General features: G+C 58.5%; 16 protein-coding genes and 1 pseudogene. 10 read left to right on the plus strand and 7 right to left on the minus strand.

What is annotated here, in order from left to right; all coding sequences use genetic code 11:
- Positions 1-26: 26 nt before the first annotated feature.
- The 4 genes from ABOK31_RS29160 to ABOK31_RS29175 form a co-directional block, all read right to left on the minus strand.
- Positions 27-1,166 (minus strand): HlyD family secretion protein, encoded by a 1,140-nt coding sequence (locus ABOK31_RS29160; RefSeq protein ID WP_349962373.1) that lies wholly within the window; start codon positions 1,164-1,166, stop codon positions 27-29.
- Complete coding sequence (locus tag ABOK31_RS29165) at positions 1,163-1,468, minus strand: DUF3302 domain-containing protein (RefSeq protein WP_349962375.1); 306 nt, start codon at positions 1,466-1,468, stop codon at positions 1,163-1,165. The genes ABOK31_RS29160 and ABOK31_RS29165 overlap by 4 nt, the downstream gene beginning before the upstream one ends.
- 227 nt (positions 1,469-1,695) lie before the next feature.
- Entirely contained in the window at positions 1,696-3,138 is a 1,443-nt protein-coding gene (locus ABOK31_RS29170) for a DUF1254 domain-containing protein (RefSeq protein ID WP_349962377.1), read from the minus strand.
- A gap of 41 nt (positions 3,139-3,179) precedes the next feature.
- Positions 3,180-4,673 carry a DUF1254 domain-containing protein gene (locus ABOK31_RS29175; RefSeq protein ID WP_349962379.1) on the minus strand — a complete coding sequence of 498 codons (1,494 nt, stop codon included), beginning with the start codon at positions 4,671-4,673 and terminating at the stop codon, positions 3,180-3,182.
- 232 nt (positions 4,674-4,905) lie between these two features.
- Between ABOK31_RS29175 and ABOK31_RS29180 the strand changes: the two are divergent.
- The 10 genes and pseudogenes from ABOK31_RS29180 (at position 4,906) to ABOK31_RS29225 (ending at position 16,403) form a co-directional block, all read left to right on the plus strand.
- Positions 4,906-6,118, plus strand: a pseudogene (locus tag ABOK31_RS29180) (alpha/beta hydrolase).
- Between the two features lie 187 nt (positions 6,119-6,305).
- The gene (locus tag ABOK31_RS29185) at positions 6,306-7,952 is read left to right on the plus strand and encodes an arylsulfatase (protein WP_349962380.1); all 1,647 of its coding nucleotides are present in this window, start codon (positions 6,306-6,308) and stop codon (positions 7,950-7,952) included.
- 68 nt (positions 7,953-8,020) lie between these two features.
- On the plus strand, positions 8,021-8,998 hold the full coding sequence (locus ABOK31_RS29190) for a MoxR family ATPase (RefSeq protein WP_349962382.1): 978 nt from the start codon (positions 8,021-8,023) through the stop codon (positions 8,996-8,998).
- Positions 8,995-9,954 (plus strand): DUF58 domain-containing protein, encoded by a 960-nt coding sequence (locus ABOK31_RS29195; protein ID WP_349962384.1) that lies wholly within the window; start codon positions 8,995-8,997, stop codon positions 9,952-9,954. Before ABOK31_RS29190 ends, ABOK31_RS29195 begins: the two co-directional genes overlap by 4 nt.
- Complete coding sequence (locus ABOK31_RS29200; protein WP_350019312.1) at positions 9,954-10,478, plus strand: DUF4381 domain-containing protein; 525 nt, start codon at positions 9,954-9,956, stop codon at positions 10,476-10,478. Before ABOK31_RS29195 ends, ABOK31_RS29200 begins: the two co-directional genes overlap by 1 nt.
- Positions 10,465-11,454: a VWA domain-containing protein gene (locus ABOK31_RS29205; protein ID WP_349962387.1), complete on the plus strand. Its 990-nt coding sequence runs from the start codon at positions 10,465-10,467 to the stop codon at positions 11,452-11,454. The genes ABOK31_RS29200 and ABOK31_RS29205 overlap by 14 nt, the downstream gene beginning before the upstream one ends.
- Positions 11,451-12,998: a VWA domain-containing protein gene (locus tag ABOK31_RS29210; RefSeq protein ID WP_349962389.1), complete on the plus strand. Its 1,548-nt coding sequence runs from the start codon at positions 11,451-11,453 to the stop codon at positions 12,996-12,998. The genes ABOK31_RS29205 and ABOK31_RS29210 overlap by 4 nt, the downstream gene beginning before the upstream one ends.
- Positions 12,920-14,293, plus strand: coding sequence for a BatD family protein (locus ABOK31_RS29215; protein WP_350019313.1), 1,374 nt, complete (start codon positions 12,920-12,922; stop codon positions 14,291-14,293). The genes ABOK31_RS29210 and ABOK31_RS29215 overlap by 79 nt, the downstream gene beginning before the upstream one ends.
- Before the next feature lie 119 nt (positions 14,294-14,412).
- Entirely contained in the window at positions 14,413-15,378 is a 966-nt protein-coding gene (locus ABOK31_RS29220; protein WP_349962390.1) for a formylglycine-generating enzyme family protein, read from the plus strand.
- Between the two features lie 11 nt (positions 15,379-15,389).
- Positions 15,390-16,403, plus strand: coding sequence for an HAD family hydrolase (locus ABOK31_RS29225; RefSeq protein ID WP_349962392.1), 1,014 nt, complete (start codon positions 15,390-15,392; stop codon positions 16,401-16,403).
- A 197-nt stretch (positions 16,404-16,600) separates the two neighbouring features.
- Here ABOK31_RS29225 and ABOK31_RS29230 read toward each other — a convergent pair whose 3' ends face one another.
- The 3 genes from ABOK31_RS29230 to ABOK31_RS29240 all read right to left on the minus strand — a co-directional run bounded on the left by ABOK31_RS29230 (position 16,601) and on the right by ABOK31_RS29240 (position 19,735).
- Positions 16,601-17,566 (minus strand): transporter, encoded by a 966-nt coding sequence (locus tag ABOK31_RS29230; RefSeq protein ID WP_349962808.1) that lies wholly within the window; start codon positions 17,564-17,566, stop codon positions 16,601-16,603.
- Between the two features lie 120 nt (positions 17,567-17,686).
- Complete coding sequence (locus tag ABOK31_RS29235; protein ID WP_349962394.1) at positions 17,687-19,399, minus strand: hypothetical protein; 1,713 nt, start codon at positions 19,397-19,399, stop codon at positions 17,687-17,689.
- A gap of 126 nt (positions 19,400-19,525) precedes the next feature.
- Entirely contained in the window at positions 19,526-19,735 is a 210-nt protein-coding gene (locus ABOK31_RS29240) for a hypothetical protein (RefSeq protein WP_349962395.1), read from the minus strand.
- Positions 19,736-19,976: the final 241 nt, after the last annotated feature.

Below are 19,976 nucleotides of genomic sequence, written 5' to 3' on the forward strand. Positions count from 1 at the left end.
GTGTTCTGTAAGCGTCCCATCCGCACCTAACGCTCGAAAACGAGATAATTCTCCCAAGCCCTGATCCTCAATAGGATCCTGCGGATAAACGCAAACTCGACCCAGTGATCGGTATAGACTGCAACCACTGCGGTGGCACCGCCGGGCAGATTGAAGCGTGAGACATCATCGACGATATCGACAATCAGCATCACCCGCCCCTGACCGAACGGAGGGCTTGGCGAAAGCAACGTGCCAGAGGGCTCAAGCTGCCCTTCGGCCATATATTGCAAGACATTTTCTACCTTGCCCTTGAAGACACGGCCGGGGATGCCGGCAAAGGAAATTTCCGCCTCATCGCCAACCCGCACCCGCTGCAGCGCAACCTGATCAAAGGACGCAGCAAATATCCTACGGTCCGTATGGATGAACGTCATAACCGGCTTTAAGGGCAACGAGACAGCCATCATCCCAGGATGAAGGAAGACTTGCGTGGCATAGCCATCGGTCGGTGCCTGGTAGACGCTCTGCTCCAGCTCGAATTCTGCTCTGGCAAGTTCGGCCTCCAGCTGGGCAACATTGGTGTCGACACCATCCACTTTGTTGTTGGCGACCAGTTCCGCCTGCTCGGCCTGCGCCTGTGCGGCCGCAAGCGACGCCTCCGCGGCAATGTAGGTGTTGCGCAAATCCTCGACCTGCTCGGTGGAAAATGGGGATCGTGTGGGATTTCGATTGGCGGCCGCGTGCCGCTCATAATCGTCCTTGGCCCTATCCCGGCTGGCAGACGCCGCGTTGACCGCCGCCTTTGCCGCCTTTAGAGCCGCCTGTTGCTCGGCGACAGCCTGTTCTGCCGCTACCAAAGCCGCTTTCTTGCGCTTCACAGCATATTCGAATGGGCGCGGATCGAGACGAAAGAGCACGTCCCCCTTCTTAACCGGCGTATTGGCCGCAACCGGCACGTCTATGACCTGCCCGTTGACAGTAGGGCTGATCGGCGTTGCATAAAAGTAGATACGACCGTCGGTCGAGAACGGATGATTGTAGCTCATCAGCACTATGATCCCACCGACCAGGAAGAAGCCGGCAACCACCGCCGTCGTAACAGTCCACTTTGTCAGGGGAACGCGCAGAAACCGAAACAGCACCACGCAAATGGCGATATAGATGAGGCAGAGCAGCGTCGTCATTCGACGGACGACCTCCGTGCCACTAACTGTTTTTCCAAATCGGCGACACGCGCCTCCAGCTTGGCATGGTCGGTGCCCCAGCCACGATCAGGACGATAGGCCATCGCCCAGATCCAGAGGAAGGGCCAGATTGCATGCAGCGTAAAGAGGCTGACCCATCCAGCCGCCATGATCGCATCCTGATGCGGATGGTTTCTCGACTTGGCGATCTCATAGGGAATGTCGTGGATCGCGATCAAACCATAGACGAATACCAAGATGACGAAGACGAGGATTGCAAGTGCGATATAATCCAGGATCATCTTTGCCGCTCCCGCCTTGGTTCCCGTTCTTGCACGGCAGTGCCGCTCTCAATCGGCAGACAGGACCATGGACCTGCAAGGTCCCATTGACCGATGACATCGCCGATTTGCAGCCTTGGCGCGACTTCGCGCCGGAAGCCACAGCGTCCCTGGCTTCCTGAGCGTTCCATCTCTTCACATGCCCGATCGCAGTGACATGCGACACATCCACGAGCCGACACGGCGGCCTATTTCACCTCGACGAAGTCAGCTGGCTTCCAGGTACCGTCGAAGGCGGGCTTGTCCGGGCCGTAGATACGAATGTAGGCAAACCAGCCTCGTCCGGGAACGGTCTTGATCCACCGGCCCTCCTGGCCCCGAGGGGCTGTCGGTCCGAAGTAAAGATCGACCGGATCGCTGCCCTTGACATCCTTGAGTTCGAACAGCGAGCGGAGCGCTGCCTTGCCCTGGTCCGTCTGAACTTCCGATCGGGTCTGCGCGTCATAGGCTGTGACAGACCAGAAGAGCTTGCCGGGAACAGGCTGCGGGATCGACAATTTGTAAGTCTTGCCACCATCAAGCCAGGCGCCCGATGCGTCACGCGCTCCAAGCCAATAGAGGGAGCCTGCGCCTGCGGTGCGGCGGAACATCGCCGGTGAGGTGACGATCGCCTGCGCAAACCAGCGATCGCGCGCTTCGAGATCGACGCCCGCCGGCGTCTCGAACTGGGCGCTGCCCGGCACCAGACCGACCCATTCCCATTTCCGGTCGGGCCAGGCGATCTTGTCGGCGCGCCGGCTGTCGAAGGCCGAAACAAGAAGCTGGTCGCGCCCGTCTTTCGCAGCCTTTTCGAGGATCGCTTTCATCCGATCGTTGGGCTTGAAGTCTTTGCCCTTTTCGATGCCGAGTGCCTGCAGCAATCCGTACATCGGCAGGAATTTTTCGACGATCGGCTCCTGCTGAATGATGTCATTCAACTTCTGCCAGAACTGGATATTGTCTTCCCATTTGAGAGATGTGCTATCCAGATCCATCTTGGTGGTATCGACGAACTTCAGTCTCTGCTGTGGATCCGCCAAAGGATAGACCTTGATCGCCTCGAGCGCTTTCAATGCCTTGTCCTGATCACCTCCGACAGGAAGAGCACGCACTGCGAGCAGGTTTTTGTAGGTCGGTGTTCGGCCAACCAGATATCCCTTCGGAATCTTGCCCTGATAGTCGGGGCCGACGATCAGGTGTTTTCCGCCCTTACCCGCATCCGGCCCCGGCAATCCCATATCGAGAACCCAGCCCTGATTGTGGTCGTTGACCAGACCGATATAGGCGCCCGGCGGCAACTCCACGACAATGGGTCCCTTGGAGACATCAAGAGTTGCCGAGCCGTAGGGCGTATCGGAATTCAGTGTAAAACCAACCTGTCGCGGGCCTGCAGCGGCGGCGCCCATGGCCTCATTGTCATTGATGCCGACGGCGCGATTTCCATTGAAGATGCCGTCGACCGACACCGTCGGATACCAGAAGCGATAGGCGACGAGCGCGCGCTCAAGGTCGGTGTCGTTTTGCGCCTTGGCACTCGTCTCCGCGGTCGGATAGCCCTGATCGAATTTATAGGTCGCAGCCGTCTCCTGGCCGAAAGCGGCCGAGGCAAGCACCGATGAAAGCAGGAAGGCGGTAACGAAGTTTCGCTTCATGATCGGTCTCCATTCGAACTTTGCGAAAGGGCTTGTTTGCGTCATTTGACTTCGACGAAATCTTCCAGCTTCCAGGACTTGTCGAACCATGGCTTCAGCGGCCCGTAGAGCCTGAAGATGGTGAACCAGGACTTGCCGGGGATCGTCTGTATCCAGTTGGGATTGTCGTTCGGCTTTTCCGGCGACAGAACGATATCCGTCGAGCCATCGGCATTCTTCTTCAGGTTCTTCTCACTGGAAAGGCTCGGGAATTGCTGATCCGTCTGCAGCATCGAACGTGTCTGGGTGTCGTAGACGACAAGCGACCAGAAGTCCTTGACCGGGACATTTGCTGGCACATGCAGACGATAGGTCTTGGCGCCGTCGAATGCATTTCCATTCGCATCGAGGTTTGCGGAGGCATATTGCGAGCCGATGCCGGGCATTGCCACGGCCATGGCGGGCGTGTTGACGGTCGCCGCGTAGTAGAACATCGTCCGGGCATCGAAATTGCGCGCGCCACCCTTCGTCAGCCACTGATAGCTGCCGCCGATGAAGGGCGTGTTCCAGTGACGATCCGAGTAGATGAGCGCTTCGCTTGCGCGGCTGCGGAAATCGATCGAGCGGGCGATCGTATTGCCGACGGCCACGGCATCGGTGAGTATTTTCTTCATCCGCTCGTCCGGTGCGAAGGGCTTGCCCTTGACCAGACCGATGGCGTTGAACAGGCCCATCATGTCGGGGCCGTAAGAATCCTCCGGCTCTTCCTGCACAATCTCGTTCAGCTCTTCGTAGAAGCTGAGATCGTTGGAATGAACCGTATTCATTTCGCGGCCAGAGAGCTCGATAAACTTTGCTTCATGCCTTTGCCCGGCCTGCGACAATGGATAGACGCGCATCTTCTCCTTGATGGTGTCGGCTGCGGTCTTCGGAGAGCCGTTCGTCATGAAGCCGCGGCCGAGAATGAGATTGCCGTAGGTCGGCGATTTGTACGTGAAGTAACCCTTGGGAACCTTGCCTTTGTAGTCCGGCGGAAGGATCAGATATTTGCCGCCCTTGCCCTTGTCAGGCCCGGCATTGCCGAGATCGGTCACATAACGGAACCAGAAATCGTTGACGACGCCGAGAACGTTCGGCGGGCTCTCGATGACGATAGGCCCGTCCTTCAGATCGATCCAGCTTGCGTAATAGATGCTCTCCGTGTTGGCAGTCAGAAAGAGCGACTTGGAGTCCATCAAATCCTGAAAGATCCCGATCGTACCGTTGACGCTGCCGACTGCGCGGTTGCCGTCGCGCAGCGCAACCATCGAAGCGCCCGGGATGCCGTTCAGAAACGCCTCGACGCCGCGGCTGAAGTCGAGCTGATCGTAAGCCCTTGCCGCTGTGTCCGCCGTCGGGACGCCATCGAAGAACTCAAGCTTGCCGATCCGGGTATCGACGCTGCCCGGCGTCGTAATCTGCGCGGGTATTTGCGTGGTCATCTTGTAATCCGCAGCCTGTACGGTACCGGTGAGAACGCAGATGAGTCCAGTTGCGGCAAATACGATCGTCTTCATGCATTCCCCCCGATTTATCGTCAAAACGTGGCCAAGCTTCCGGCTCTTGTCGAAGAACACTTGGGTTGGGCCGTATCGTCTGAGGGAGAGAGGAGACCAACCTACCTTTCGAGGTAAGTACGCAACGGTAAATGGTGGACGACGCCGCGTAAATTGATGTTCGTTTACAGTTGCGTACTTACGCGCGCGCCCGTGATTGCGGATGGTGTCGGCGATCAACGACGGAGCGCCCATGTATCGACGCCTGGCCATCGCGGCATTGCTCCTGCTTTCGGGCTGCGGCCATCCGTCTGGTGTGATGACACCGGTTGCGCTCAGTCCCGGCGCATTGAAGACCTCGCAGGTCGACATGCTGGTCGCAACGACCCGGCAGCCCTCCGGCAATCCGGCGACGCTGTTCAATGGCGAGCGCAGCCCAAAGCCCTATCTGACCGAGATCGCCGTCTCCATCCCGCCGAAGCGGGACCCCGGCACGGTACAATGGCCGAAGCGCCTTCCGCCCAATCCAGGCACCGACTTCGCCGTTACCCGCGTCAAGCAGATCGACACGGTCTTGAAAGGCAGGACGTGGTTCAAGCAGCATGTCGAGGATGGCCACGCCCTGGTCTTCGTCCATGGCTTCAACAACAAGTACGAGGATTCGGTCTTCCGGTTGGCACAGATCGTCCACGATTCCCGGATGAAGGCGACGCCGATCCTGTTTACCTGGCCTTCGCGCGCGAGCCTGTTTGCCTATGAATATGACAAGGAGAGCACCAACTACTCGCGTACGGCGTTCGAGCAGGCGTTGCGCATCCTGGCGCAAGATCCGAGCGTCAAGGAACATCACCATCCTTGCCCATTCGATGGGGACATGGCTTGCCATGGAATCCCTGCGCCAAATGGGCATCCGTGACGGTCACGTCAATGCAAAGATCCGGGACGTCATCCTCGCATCGCCGGATATCGATATTCAGGTCTTTGCCAAGCAATTCGTCGAGATGGGCAGTCCGCATCCCAAATTCACGATCTTCGTCTCTCAAGACGACCGTGCCCTTGCCGCCTCAAGCCTGATCACGGGCCGTGTCCAGAGGCTCGGCGCGATCAACCCGGCCGAGGAGCCGTATCGCTCACGGCTTGAGAAGGCCGGGATCACTGCGATCGATCTGACGAAGGTAAAGAGCGGCGACGGCATGAACCATGGCAAATTCGCCGAAAGCCCACAAATCGTCCAGCTTATCGGCCAACGACTGATGACGGGCCAGACATTGACAGATTCCAACGTTCGCCTTGGAGAGGGCGTCGCCGCCGTCATCGGCGGCACGGCAAGAACGGTGGGAACGGTCGCCGCCACGACGATTTCTGCGCCGCTCACCATCGTCGAGCAGCCGAAGAAACCCCGTTCGCAAACCGATCTCGGTGCGACTTTGACCGAAGATCCGGACTCGAAGCCACTGGCACAATGAGCTCACGGTATTTTACGCCCACATTTACGACCAACAGCACACCCATTTACCGTTACGTACTTCCGTGGCCCTCCATAAAGAAGAAGTCTTTTCCTTGCGTCGACTGACGACGATCCAGATGTGGCGGCATCCTTCCGCCCGACGACAGGGAGACCGTAATGTTCAACGACCGAATGAATAGGGGGGCATGATGACCTCTCTTCCCACGAAGCTCTTTTCCGCGACGATCGCCGTCGCAATGACGTTGACGTCGACGACGTTCCTGACGTCGGCCCATGCGCAGACGGCACCCGCTGGGACAACCGCGCCGGAAAATTCGGCGGGATCCGCCAGGCCAAACATCCTTGTGATCTTCGGTGATGATATTGGTCAGACGAACATCAGTGCCTATTCGATGGGCCTCATGGGCTATCGCACGCCGAACATCGATCGCATCGCTCACGAGGGCATGCTCTTTACCGACTACTATGCCGAGAACTCGTGCACGGCAGGTCGGTCCACTTTCATCACCGGACAGGCATGCCTCAGAACGGGACTGTGCAAGGTCGGCGCGCCCGGCGCCCCGGTCGGCCTCCAGGCTTCCGACATAACGATCGCACAGGCACTGAAACCGCTTGGCTACGCCACCGGCCAATTCGGCAAGAACCATCTTGGTGACAAGGATGAATATCTGCCAACCAATCACGGTTTCGATGAATTCTATGGCAACCTCTACCATCTCAACGCCGAGGAAGAGCCGGAACAGCCGACGTGGCCGAAGGATGACAAGGAGTTCCTGAAAGCCTATTCACCCCGCGGTGTCGTCAAGGCATCCGCCGATGGCAAGATCGAGGATACAGGTCCTCTGACAAAAAAGCGGATGGAGACGATTGACGACGAGACGACCGGCGCGGCGATCGACTTCATGAAGAAGCAGGTACAGCAGGGCAAACCCTTCTTCACATGGATGAACACCACCCGCATGCATGCTTTCACACATGTCAGGGCATCCATGCGCGGTCAAAGTGGCATGAACTACAACGAATATGCCGACGGCATGGTCGAGCATGACGGCGATGTCGGCAAGCTATTAAAAGCCCTCGATGATCTGAAGATCAACGAAAATACCATCGTGATCTACACCACCGACAACGGTCCGAACCAATGGTCCTGGCCTGACGCGGCAACGACACCTTTCCGTAGCGAGAAGGACACCAACTGGGAAGGCGCCTTCCGCGTGCCTGCCATGATCCGTTGGCCTGGTCATATCAAACCGGACCAGGTATCGAATCAGATGGTCTCCGGCCTTGACTGGTTCCCGACCCTGCTCGCGGCCGCAGGCGATCCCGGCGTCAAAGACCGTTTGCTGAACGGCTGGCAGCCGGATGGCGGCAAGACGACGTTCAAGAACCATCTTGATGGCTACAACCAGCTCGATTACCTGACTGGCAAGTCGGACAAGAGCGCGCGCACGGAATTCTTCTATTTCGATGACGACGGCAATCTCGTCGCGACGCGCTTCGACGAGTGGAAGGTTGTCTTCCATGAACAACCCGCTCCTGGAGGCTTTGCCGTCTGGCAGACGCCATTAACGACCTGGCGGGTACCGAAGCTGTTCAACCTGAGGATGGATCCCTATGAACGGGCCGACGTCGTCTCCGACCAGTACAACGATTGGCTCGTGCGCAGCGACTTTCTTCTCGTGAAAGCTCAGCTGAAGGCCGCCGCTTTCCTGGAAACCTTCATCAAGTATCCGCCGAGCCAGCGGGGAGCGAGCTTTAACCTCGAAGGCGTCCGAGCTCAGATCGACAAGGCCATCGATCAATCGTTCAAGGATCGCGGCATCGAAAAGTAAGAACCGATTGTGCGGGGCGCGCCAATGTGCGCTCCGCTTTTTTCCTTCCAACACGAAAAGTCTGTTCCATGGCCGCACGTGACGACATTCTCGCCCTTGGCAAGCGCATCGGCCAGTCCATCATCGGACAGGAAGGCATGGTCGAGCGCCTCCTGCTCGGACTGCTTGCCAACGGCCATCTTCTCGTCGAAGGCTTGCCGGGCCTCGCCAAGACCCGGGCAATCAAGAGCCTGGCGAAAAACCTCAATTCCGAGCTTTCGCGTGTCCAATTCACGCCGGACCTGTTACCGGCCGATATCACCGGCTCGGAGATTTATTTTTCCGAGGGCGGCAAAGGCGAGTTCAAGTTTCAGCAGGGGCCGATCTTTGCCAATCTGATCCTCGCCGACGAGATCAACCGCGCGCCTGCGAAAGTTCAGTCTGCGCTTTTGGAGGCAATGGAAGAGCGGCAAGTCACCGTGGGTGGCAAGAGCTATCGCCTGCCCGATCTGTTCATGGTCATGGCGACACAGAATCCAATCGAACAGGAAGGCACCTATCCGCTCCCGGAGGCGCAGCTAGACCGCTTTCTGATGCATGTCGAGGTCGGCTATCCCGACGAGACCTCGGAAGCAGCGATCATGCGCCTCAACCGCGATGAGGAAAATGCCGCCCACAGCAGCAACGCGGCCGTCGCGACGGAACGCCTCGACCCCAATGTAATCTTCGATGCCCGCAAGGAGATCGGGATGGTCACGGTCTCCGATCCGGTCGAGAAATACATGGTCGCACTGGTCTTTGCGACACGCTATCCGGACCGCTACGACAAGGACCTGGCAAAGCTGCTGCAGGTCGGCGTAAGCCCGCGCGGTATCATTGGTCTCGATAAGGTCGCGCGCTCGCGCGCCTGGTTCCAGGGCCGCGATTACGTGACCCCGGATGATGTCAAGGCCATCGTCAACGACGTGTTTCGCCATCGCCTGATCCTCTCCTATGAAGCCCACGCCTCGAATACGGCAGCCGACCAGGTAATCGATCGCATCACGGATCTGGTGGCGGTCTCATGAGGCCTGCCGAAAGAGCCGTTGAAGACGACCGGATTCACACATCGACCGACAGGCTCGTCGCTCTCGAAAGCCGGGCCCGTGATTTGAGATTCGTGCAGCGTGCCAAGAGCCATCAACAACTCTCCGGCCGCATGCAATCAAACCTGCGTGGACGCGGCCTGATCTTCGAGGAGCTGCGCGAATATCTGCCCGGCGACGATATTCGCTCGATCGACTGGCGGGTGACGGCACGCATCGGAAGTCCCGTCGTCAGGGTCTACGGCGAAGAAAAGGAACGGCCGACGACCATAGTGGTCGATCAGCGCATCAACATGTTCTTCGGAAGCCGCCAGTCGATGAAGTCCGTCACGGCTGCGGAAGCAGCCATTCTCTGTGCCTGGCGTGTTCTTGGCTCGGGTGACCGTGTCGGCGGCCTAGTCTTCAACGATAGCGCAGTCAGCGAGATCAAGCCGCATCGCAGCCGCAATGCGGTCATTGCGCTCGCGGACGCGATCGCCGAACAGAATGCCAGGCTCTGCGCGTCTTCTCCAGACGAGCCCTCCCCCTCAAGCCTCGACGACGTCCTCACGCGGCTTTCAACCGTCGCCCACCATGATCATCTGCTGATCATCGTCAGTGACTTTGACGGCCACGGCGACCGCACACGCGATCTGCTTCTCAGGCTTTCTAGCCGCAACGATGTTATCTGTCTGCTGGTCTACGATCCGTTTCTGTTGGAGTTGCCGAAACGCGGCGAGATCGTCGTCAGTGGTGGCGAGCTACAGGCCCAGCTTGCGCTTGACGAGAGTTCCGTCCGCAGCGCGATCGATGCATTTGCCCGCCAGCGCGGCAGAGGGCTGCGCGCCTGGCAACGGGAACTTGGCCTGCCGATGTTACCCATTTCGGCTGCGGAAGAAACGGCGCCGCAGCTGCGTCGTCTGCTCGAACAGGCCAATTGGCGACAACGGAGGCGATGATGGCGGAGGCAACGGTCAATCCAAACCGGATGGCAAATGTCGCGTTACGCTCGCTGCATGACATTTCCGTGCCGGAGCCGGTTTCCTGGATGCCACAAACCTGGGGCTGGGCCCTTGTTGTCGTCTGCATCCTCCTGGTTCTTGCTGTCTATGGCTTTCGAGCCTTCAGACGCTACCAGCGCAATGCCTATCGGCGCGAGGCGCTGGAGCTGCTGGTAGAGATCGCTGAGACTATCCAGGTCCCAGCAACACGCCAGCAGGGCATTGACGATCTGGCCGAGCTCGTCAAACGCACGGCGCTTGCCGGCTGGAGGCGTGAACAGGTTGCGCCCCTGACGGGGGCCAATTGGAATGCCTTCCTGGCATCAAGCGCGGATAATGACGAGAGTGTTGTCCTCAAGCGATTGTTCGACGACCTCGAATATCATGATGGAACACCCTTTCAGCACTTGCCTTCTTCGGAGCTTACGCAACTGGTGCAGGACGCCAGACATTGGATCGAGGGACATCATGTATCAGCTTGATCTGCCTTGGTTGCTTGTTCTTGTGCCTCTGCCGCTCGTCGTGCGCTGGCTTTTTCCTCCGCATCACGCCACGTCGCCGTCCGTCAGACTGCCATTCTTTGACGAAGTAGCAAAAGCTGCTGGCGTTACCCCGGCTCGTGGGTCGATCGCGGCGAGACGGTCACGATCGCAGATCATCGTCGAAACAATTGCATGGTGTCTGCTTATCCTTGCGCTTGCAAGGCCACAATTCATCGAGCCGCCTCTCGAGAAGCTGGAGCCTCAGCGTGACATCCTCCTGGCGCTTGATCTCTCGCAATCGATGGATACACGCGATTTCCCGGGTGCCGACGGCAAGCCTGAACCCCGTGTCGATGCGGTCAGACAGACCGTATCCGATTTCATTGAAAAGCGCAGCGGTGACCGGATCGGCTTGATCGCCTTCGGCGACGCCCCCTACCCTCTTGCACCCTTTACCATGGACCACGCCCTCGTGCGCACGCTGGTTGCGGGCCTGCTTCCGGGAATTGCGGGACCGCGGACCTCGCTTGGGGATTCACTGGGGCTTGCCATTCGCATGTTCGACAAGACGAACGTACCCGAGAAGGTCCTGATCCTTTTGACGGATGGTAATGACACGGCAAGTAAGATGCCACCGTTGAAGGCAGCCGAGATCGCCAAGGCAAAGGGCATTGTCATCCACACGGTTGGGATTGGCGATCCGAAAGCCACCGGCGAGGAGAAGCTCGACATCTCGACCCTGCAACAGATCGCAGCAAAGACTGGCGGGCGCTACTTTTTCGGCAGTGATCAGGCCTCGCTTGCCACGATCTACAATGTGCTCGATGCCATCACGCCGCAAGACCAGAAGCGGCTGTCCTGGCGGCCACGTGTCGAACTGTTTCAGTGGCCGCTCGCCATGGCGTTTTCCCTCCTATCAGGATGGTGCCTGCTCACAGGGCTTATTGGTCACGCCAGGCGGAGGGTGGCAACATGATCTCCGACCTCCATTTTCTGAGACCATGGTGGCTGATGGCGCTGATCGTGCCACTTGTGGTCATTTGGCTATCGTCGCGAACACTGGATATAAGGCGTCGCTGGAGCAGCATGATTGCGCCCCATCTACTCGACAAATTGCTGGTCGAACCCGATCAACGTGGCAATCTGAGACCCGCCTGGTTGCTTGCGATTGTACTTGGTCTCTCCATCCTCGGTCTGGCCGGTCCGACCTGGCAGCACGAAGCGCCACCTTTCCTCGCCGATACCGCGGCACTGGTCATTGCCGTCGACCTTTCGCCGACCATGGATGCCGTTGACATAAGCCCGAGCCGGATCGAGCGCGCAAAGCTGAAAATCCACGATATTCTGGCGACACGCCAAGGCGCCCGCACGGGCGTAATCGCCTATGCGGGAACAGCCCATCTGGTTGTTCCGCTCACCGACGACAATGCCCTGATCGAGACCTATACGGACGCCCTTGCAACCGGCATCATGCCGAAGCCGGGGAAAGATACGTCGGCTGCGCTCAATCTGGCCGGCGGGTTGATGAAGGCGGAGGGCGGCCCCGGAACCATTCTGCTGCTGACCGACGGGGTCGAGAAGGCAGCTGAGGCAGCAGCAAAGCAGATCGATAGTAATCTGCTGATACTGGGCTTCGGGACGGAGGCCGGCGGTGTGGTCGACTCAGCAGGTGGTCGTGCTTTTTCGCCCGATGGCGGAAAAAGGCTCAATTCGGCGCTCGACCTAGGCGCTCTGCGCGGCACCGCAACCGGGATGGGTGCAGAGGTGGCAACCATGACCGATGACGATGCGGATGTCCGGTGGATCGCTGAGAATATCCAAGCAAATTTCATCCGGCAAAATACCGGGAGCGGTGATCGCTGGCGCGATCTGGGATGGTGGCTTGTGGTGCCAACGGTGCTTGCATTCGCGCTCTCGTTTCGCCGCGGCTGGGTTGTCAAGGTGGCGATCGTAGTCCTCACCATGCGGCTTATCGTGCCGACGGAAGCCCGCGCCGCAGACTTCGCCGACATGTGGCTCACCTCCGATCAGCAAGGGCAACTGGCGTTCGAGCGCGGACAGTTCGAGCGCGCGGCAAGCCTGTTCAAGGATCCGAACTGGAAAGGCGTCGCGCTCTATCGGGCCGGCCGCTACCGACAGGCATCGCAAGCTTTTGCGATGTCAGACACAGCGGAGGCCTGGTACAACCAGGGCAATTGCCTGGTTCATACAGGCGAGTTCGACGAGGCAATCGCGGCCTATCACAAGGCACTGGAGAAGCGGAAGGCATGGCCGGAGGCTGAGGCAAATCTCGCCATTGCCGAACTCTTGAAAAAGAAACAGCAAGAGGACGACGAAGAGGCACAGGAACCGAACGAAAAACCTGATAGCATTCAGTTCGATGACAAGGGCAAGCGCGGCAAGGCTGGCATGATCGATATGGCCGAGCAGACTTCGGAGATGTGGATCAGGAACATCGCCGTCAGCCCAGCAGACCTGATGGCGCGAAAGTTTGCCCTCGAGGATCGCGGGGCGCGGTGATGAGATGGCTGCTATTCCTGTTACTATTGATGCCGGCCCCGGCCATGGCCGCCGATCCATTTGCCCGCGCGCGCATCGAAGACGCGAAGGCCGTCGTACCTGGTCAGCAGGTGCATCTGACGGTCGAGGTCCTTGCACCGAATTATTTCACCTCGCCGCCACAGTTTCCCCTGTTCGACCTGCCGGATGCCATGGTCACCCTTCCGGAAGAGCGCGCGCGTACTGCGGTGCAATCGATCGACGGGACGCAATATTCCATGATCGCGCATACCTATCTGATCGTTCCGCAGGCCACGGGGACATTCGATGTGCCACCAATTCGAATAGAACTTGGCTATTTTGGAGATGGTGTTCCGGTCGAGGCGGTGACAGCAACTCAGCCGGTCTCCTTTACCGTTGCAACCGGCACGAATGTTGCGGATGGGAGCACAGCCGTCGAGTTTGCGGCTCGTAGACTTGAGGTCACCCAGACCTTCGACCGTGATCAGGACCGGTTGAAGACCGGCGATACCCTTGTGCGTACCATTTCGGTGACCGCCGCCGATACCCAGTCGATGCTGATGCCGCCGGTCAACCTCGGTGTTGTTGATGGGCTTCACCAATATGTGAAGCAGCCAGCGCTTGCCGATAATATCGCTCAGGATAGAGGCACGGTGAGCCGGAGAACGGAAACCATCGCCTATACGATGACAGCGGCCGGGAGCTTCATGCTTCCGGAGATCAATTATCCCTGGTTTGATATCAATTCTCACATGTCGGCGGTTGCCAGTTTGCCAGCAAGGACAATCCTCGTGTCACCGGCGCCCGCAGCCACTGGAATCGCCCCCGCATCCCACCGTGAAATACGAGACGTCCTTGAAGAGCGGCGCGCCGTCGCCATTTGGATTCTTGGCATCTTATTAGTGGTCAGTGTCTGTTGGCGTGCACGCGACCTTCCGGAAAAAATCGCCGAGATGACGAGAAATGGCCTCGCGCGCATTTCGCAATCGCGCCGATACCGGCTCAGGCGTCTCAAATCCACAATTGCCTCGGCCGATCTGCCAAAGGTCTACGCCGCACTCCAGCAATGGAGCAGGTCCGAGGGCTATCATACACTTCATGCATGGGCGAATGCGCATCAGCCGGAACTGCGCGGGCATATTCAAGCGCTCGAGGCTAGGCTCTTTGGCGGAAGCCCAAATGATGTCGATCGAAAACGCATTGCAGCGCTTGTCGCAAGAAGACAGACACAACTCTTTGTGCGATCGTCGGGCCGACACCTTCCCGCGCTCAATCCGACCTCGAAGCCCCGCTAGCGGCATAATGGAGCACGTTTGCGGCCGGCTTACGTAAACGTTCCCGCGATTTACTGTTGCGTACTTACGTGTCGACATGAAGCAAAGCAAACATGGCCTCTCATCAACCGGAGGCGACGATGTCACTGGCGTTCGACGGCGTTGAGCAGGAAGGCATAGCCCCTGCCGGCATGATATGGATACCGGGGCAAACCTACAGGATGGGATCGGACAATCACTATCCTGAGGAAGCGCCGGCGCATCCGGTCAAGGTGGACGGCTTCTGGATCGATGAGACGCCGGTCACAAATCGCCGTTTCATGCAATTCGTCAACGACACCGGCTATGTGACGACGGCGGAAAAAGCGCCCGATCCCAAGGATTATCCCGGCGCTCTTCCATCAATGCTGCGGGCCGGTTCGCTGGTCTTTTCGCAACCCAAAGCGATCGACGGATCGGATATCCGGCAATGGTGGGCGTTCAAGTTCGGCGCAAACTGGCGCCGCCCGCTTGGAGGCCTGAGCGACCTTCGCGGAAAACTCGATCACCCCGTCATTCATGTCGCCTGGAGCGATGCCAGGGCCTATGCCGACTGGGCAGGACTGGATCTGCCGACGGAGGCGGAGTGGGAACTGGCCGCCCGCGGTGGACTGGATGACAGCGAATTTGCCTGGGGAGACGAGTTGCAGCCGGGTGGCGAGCTCATGGCCAACACCTGGCAGGGAACGTTTCCGACCCATTCGACCAAACCGAAGGGCCAGGAACGCACCACACCCGTCCGTTCGTTTCCCGCCAACGGCTACGGGCTCTACGATATGATCGGCAATGTATGGGAATGGACGGCCGACTATTGGACGACACGCCACCCCGAACCGGCGGCGCATTCCTGTTGCATTCCAAGCAATCCGAGGGGTGGCAACGTTGAGGCCAGTTTCGACCCTCGACAGCCGAATATAAAAATTGCGCGACGCGTGCTGAAGGGTGGCTCGCATTTGTGTGCCCCGAACTACTGCCGTCGCTACCGACCCGCCGCCCGGCATGCCGAGCCGGAGGACACATCCACGAGCCATGTGGGCTTTCGATGCGTGAGACGAATTAAAGCGTAAGGAGAGGTGCGATGAACAGAGCTCATGATAAGATCGAGGCGGCTCTCGCCTCCTTGATCGCAGGGTTTGCCTTGCTCCTGATTGGCGTGCTCCCCGCTCTGGCGCAGGAGCCATTGACATCATGGAACGATACGGCAGCCAAATCCCGCATCATCGATTTCGTCAAGGCGACGGTGACCCAAGGTGGTGACGGCTATGTCGCGCCCGAGGACCGGATCGCCGTTTTCGACAATGACGGCACGCTCTGGACGGAGCAGCCATATTACGTGCAGCTTGGCTTCATGCTCGACCGCGTCAAGACACTCGCGCCACAACATCCGGAATGGAAGACGAAGGAGCCGTTCAAGAGCATTCTGAATGGTGACCTGAAGGGGTTGGCCAAGGGTGGAGAAATGGGGATCGTCGAACTGGCCACGGCGACGCATTCCGGCATGACGACCGATCAGTTCAACAAGATCGTCACGGACTGGTTTGCCAAAGCGACCCATCCGAAGACCGGCAAGCCTTACACGGACATGACCTATGTGCCGATGCGCGAGCTCCTGGATTACCTGCGTGCCAACGGTTTCAAGACCTATATTGTATCCGGCGGCGGCGTCGAATTCATCCGGCCGGTTACGGAGCGCCTATACGGTATTCCGCCCGAGCAGGTCGTCGGCAGCACGATCGCCACCGAATATGCGATCGTCGGTGACGTGCCGGTCCTCAAACGCCTGCCTAAGATCGACTTCGTCGATGATGGCCGAGGTAAGCCCTCGGGTATCAACAAGTTCATCGGCCGCAAACCAATCTTCGTGGCCGGCAATTCCGACGGCGACTATGAGATGATGCGCTGGGTAACTGCGGCCAAGGGGCCGGGTTTCGCGATGCTTATCCATCATACCGATGCCGACCGGGAATATGCCTATGATCGCCAGTCGGTCTTTGGTAAGCTCGATAAGGCACTGGACGAGGCGCAACGCCGCAATTGGCTTGTCGTGGACATGAAGAGCGATTGGAAGAAGGTCTTTGCCTTTGAGCAATAAGGGCGGTCGAGCCACAAGAAACGATGGGCAATGAGGTTGCGATTGCCCGGTAGTTTTCGAGCTACCGGGCAATCGATATCCATCTGAAACATGGAAACGTGGCATCACTCTGGTGCCGCGTTTGCTTTTGGCCCAACCTGCAATCCGATGCCTGAGGCGCGGCAACCGCGCTCCAGGGAAGGCAGCACCCGGCCCTTTTACTGCGCCGATACCGGCTTGGTGATGGACAATGGCATGGACAGGGTGACAAACACGGCATCACCGTCTGCACGGTTCTTCGTATCAAATTCATGAAAATATTTCAGTCGGGCGGACACCGGCAGCTCTCCGACCTTGAAGTTCCAGCCGACCGTTGCACCGATCGCCATGGTTCGTCCCTTGAAATCTCCGAGCGTGGCTCCCTGTCCGCTGTCGCCGCTTACCTGCTGATAGTAGTAGCCAACCAGGCCAGCGTCGAACTGCTCATTGAAATGCTGGACCGCGGCCCACTCAAAATGAAGCTCGTTGCCGGTCCGATAATTCGTTGCGGGATTTTCCGCATTGAAGGTCATGCCAACCGTCCCCGAAAGATCGAGGCCAATGGCTGGATCGAGCCAGGTCATGGAGGCTGACACGTCCGCGCCCCAATGATGGAACGCAACATTGGCGATTTCGCCATCCTGATAGTCGCCGATCGGCACGTTGACCATCACGCCGGTCTGCCAGTGAAAGTTGCCCGCTTCCCAGCCCAATAGCCCACTGATAACGGGATCCCCAACGGTGAAGACTGTGTCCGTGACGTTGCCCCCAACAGTGCGGCCGCGAGGGCCGGTCAAGGTCACATCGGCCGATGTCTTCATCCAGCCGACCGGCAACGTTGCTGACAAGCCAAACCGCCCTCCTGCGACATCTTCCGGAAGTATCCACAAAATGGTCGGTAGCTCGAAGACCGCGTCGCCCCTGACGCCAACGGCCACCTTACCGCCTACCGGCAGAGATTTCCCCCCACCCAGATCGCCAGAGTAAATATAGATATCATTCTGAAAATAGACACCCGGTGGCGGCGTGATGCCCGCGGCAGGGCCTTTGGATCCGAGGAGATAGAAGCCAGTCCCATTTTCCGCTGCCTGGGTTGCGGCACCCGATAACAACAAGGAAATACTTGCAGTCACCACGCGGGTCATATGATACAACTTCATGCGTTTCCCCTCAAACACATCTACGCGTAGAACCCCTACAATCGACGGCAGGATGGGGCGGGTGGGCACTCCGTACAAGTACGCAACTGTAAATGTTGCGGTAAATTACGGCTGACCATTGCTGGCGACAGCAGTGAAATTAGCACCGGCCTTGGAAAGTCCGGTTTCGAGATCGGCCACGATCTGGGGCTGCATGCGCACCGTCGCCATTCTTTGATGAAAGAGACGTTCGAAGTCGTGATCGCGTCCCCTGGCGTCATCGAGACGAGCATTTGCATCCGGCGCGCCGAGCTGGCCCAAAGCTGCCGCTCTGACGGCGCGAACCATGAAGTCGGAGCAATTGACCTGTTCCGCCAGCAGCGACGCCTTGGACCAGTTGCCGTTTCGATAGGCATCAAGTGCAAGGACCAGCATAGCGTCGCGAGGCGGCACATCACTTTCGTCGCTGGCCGTCCGCGCAAGATCCACGCCCGCTTTCCAATAGCCCGATGAGAACAATACCAGGCCCATCGATGCTGCAACTTCGGGGCTGTTCGGATTGAAAGAGATGGCACGGTTGCCCGCCTCGATCGCGACATCCGTCCGTCCTGCGAGAAAATGTACCGTCATCAGGGCCGTCTGCGCCCGATCTGAAAGCGGGGCGAGCGAGGCAGCCCGCTTGGCCAGTTCGAGGGCGCGATCGCGTATGGCGGCATTAATCGTATGACCACGCGGCGATACCAGGATGCGGGCGAGCAGCGCGTTGGCATCAGGATCGTCAGGCACACGGGCAAGCGTGCGTTCCAAGCAGCCGGCAGCGGCGGCACTCTCAGCGCTGCCCCCTTCATCCAGGGCGAACTCTGCGCGAAGGACACAGGCGTTGCCAAGCGCGTCCTTCGGGTTACGTTGCATTTCGATCGTGTTGACGATCCCACGGGTTGCCGCGATGCGCCTTGCCAGTATCCCCACCATCTCTTCCCGCACGGTCCCAGCGCTTCGGCCACTGGCCTCAACCCTTTCGACACCTGATTTCAGGAGGTCACCGGAGGTACGGTCGACGATCTGCCACCAGACGCTGCGATCATCGTTATCGCCATAATATTTGATTTCGATATCGTAGCTGCGATTAGTACTGCTCGCACGCACGCTGGCGAAGGTTGGCTTTGCCACCACCACGGTCTGAAACTGCGTCAGCACGGTGAGTAGCAAGTCACGCGCAAGGCTGGCTTCACCAGCCATGTCGGGCGATACGGCCGACATGGTCACAGTCAATGTGGGTTTGGTCGTCATCGTCGGAGACAGATGCAGGAGACCTATTCCGGCTAGCAGGACAACAAGGACAAGGACTGCCGCTCCCACGCCGATCCAAATGCTGCGGCGTCCCGCGGATATAGCCATTGCGGCTTCCTGCACGGACATAACCGTCGACGCAGGGGTTGCATCTGTGATAGCGGAGAGCTGATACCCTCGAACGAACGGCACTTTCAGGAACAATGTCAGATAGCTACCCTTGGGGATATGTATCGTGACACCTAGCTCCGCGCCAAATACGCCATAATAGCTTTCGAGACTGGTTCGCAAACGGCTGATCTCGATACGAACAATGGGGTCGTTTGCTGCATCGAATCCGCTTGGACGACCGAGGACGTCAAGGGCAATCGAATAGGCCTTCACACCCTCTTCACATCCCGAGAGCCGGCGTTCGGCCAAATAGCGGAGAATGTCACGTTGCCGATCGGACACACGAAACCGGTCATCGCCGAGCAGCCGCTCAAGCTCAGCTTTGGCGTCGTCGAGCGAGACTTCGCGTTCCCCAGTCTCGTGCGATTTGATGCTCATATCCCCAGCCCCACATGCGCAGATACACTAATGTAGGAATACGATATATATGACTATATAATGGAGGGTTGCAATACAGATTGCGAACAAAACTAATGCGCGTTCAATCCTTTCAATTTCGACGTCTCAATCTGAAACGTCAGGCCCGGCTTGAAGGATGTGCTGGATCACGTCCGCTTCGATATCGCGACAGACGACCTCGTATTCCTCGACAAGACGACTGCCCTTGCCCTCCCGCTGAAATCGCTCGAGCGCATGACTTGCTTCCTCGTAGGCTTCGAAAAGATCGTCGAACTGCCTGCTCCTTGCCGCAAGGATCTGGAGACGTCCTCTCAAGGCCGGCAGCTTGAGCATGAGACGCCATAAACCGCGTTGTGCCGCTTTGCTCGCATGACCGGCTCCGCTGTCCCGCCTATCCATCGTAACGACGACCTTCCCCAAGGAGGTTATCGATCGAGTATGAGATCACGTGCCCGAAAACGTAAGTACGTTACCGTAAACACCTTGAAATGGGTGCCGTACCGGCATCGTTTACACGAAGATTTACCGTTGCGTACTCGCGCGCACGACGCGAACA

Origin of the sequence: Rhizobium sp. ZPR4, from assembly GCF_040215725.1 — a bacterium.
Classification (GTDB): Bacteria; Pseudomonadota; Alphaproteobacteria; order Rhizobiales; family Rhizobiaceae; genus Rhizobium; species Rhizobium rhizogenes_D.

What these genes read in the sequence shown, in the direction of transcription:
- ABOK31_RS29160 (WP_349962373.1), bottom strand. Translation starts at nt 1,166, where the DNA reads ATGACGACGCTGCTCTGCCTCATCTATATCGCCATTTGCGTGGTGCTG.
- ABOK31_RS29165 (WP_349962375.1), bottom strand. Translation starts at nt 1,468, where the DNA reads ATGATCCTGGATTATATCGCACTTGCAATCCTCGTCTTCGTCATCTTG.
- ABOK31_RS29170 (WP_349962377.1), bottom strand. Translation starts at nt 3,138, where the DNA reads ATGAAGCGAAACTTCGTTACCGCCTTCCTGCTTTCATCGGTGCTTGCC.
- ABOK31_RS29175 (WP_349962379.1), bottom strand. Translation starts at nt 4,673, where the DNA reads ATGAAGACGATCGTATTTGCCGCAACTGGACTCATCTGCGTTCTCACC.
- ABOK31_RS29185 (WP_349962380.1), top strand. Translation starts at nt 6,306, where the DNA reads ATGATGACCTCTCTTCCCACGAAGCTCTTTTCCGCGACGATCGCCGTC.
- ABOK31_RS29190 (WP_349962382.1), top strand. Translation starts at nt 8,021, where the DNA reads ATGGCCGCACGTGACGACATTCTCGCCCTTGGCAAGCGCATCGGCCAG.
- ABOK31_RS29195 (WP_349962384.1), top strand. Translation starts at nt 8,995, where the DNA reads ATGAGGCCTGCCGAAAGAGCCGTTGAAGACGACCGGATTCACACATCG.
- ABOK31_RS29200 (WP_350019312.1), top strand. Translation starts at nt 9,954, where the DNA reads ATGGCGGAGGCAACGGTCAATCCAAACCGGATGGCAAATGTCGCGTTA.
- ABOK31_RS29205 (WP_349962387.1), top strand. Translation starts at nt 10,465, where the DNA reads ATGTATCAGCTTGATCTGCCTTGGTTGCTTGTTCTTGTGCCTCTGCCG.
- ABOK31_RS29210 (WP_349962389.1), top strand. Translation starts at nt 11,451, where the DNA reads ATGATCTCCGACCTCCATTTTCTGAGACCATGGTGGCTGATGGCGCTG.
- ABOK31_RS29220 (WP_349962390.1), top strand. Translation starts at nt 14,413, where the DNA reads ATGTCACTGGCGTTCGACGGCGTTGAGCAGGAAGGCATAGCCCCTGCC.
- ABOK31_RS29225 (WP_349962392.1), top strand. Translation starts at nt 15,390, where the DNA reads ATGAACAGAGCTCATGATAAGATCGAGGCGGCTCTCGCCTCCTTGATC.
- ABOK31_RS29230 (WP_349962808.1), bottom strand. Translation starts at nt 17,566, where the DNA reads ATGACCCGCGTGGTGACTGCAAGTATTTCCTTGTTGTTATCGGGTGCC.
- ABOK31_RS29235 (WP_349962394.1), bottom strand. Translation starts at nt 19,399, where the DNA reads ATGAGCATCAAATCGCACGAGACTGGGGAACGCGAAGTCTCGCTCGAC.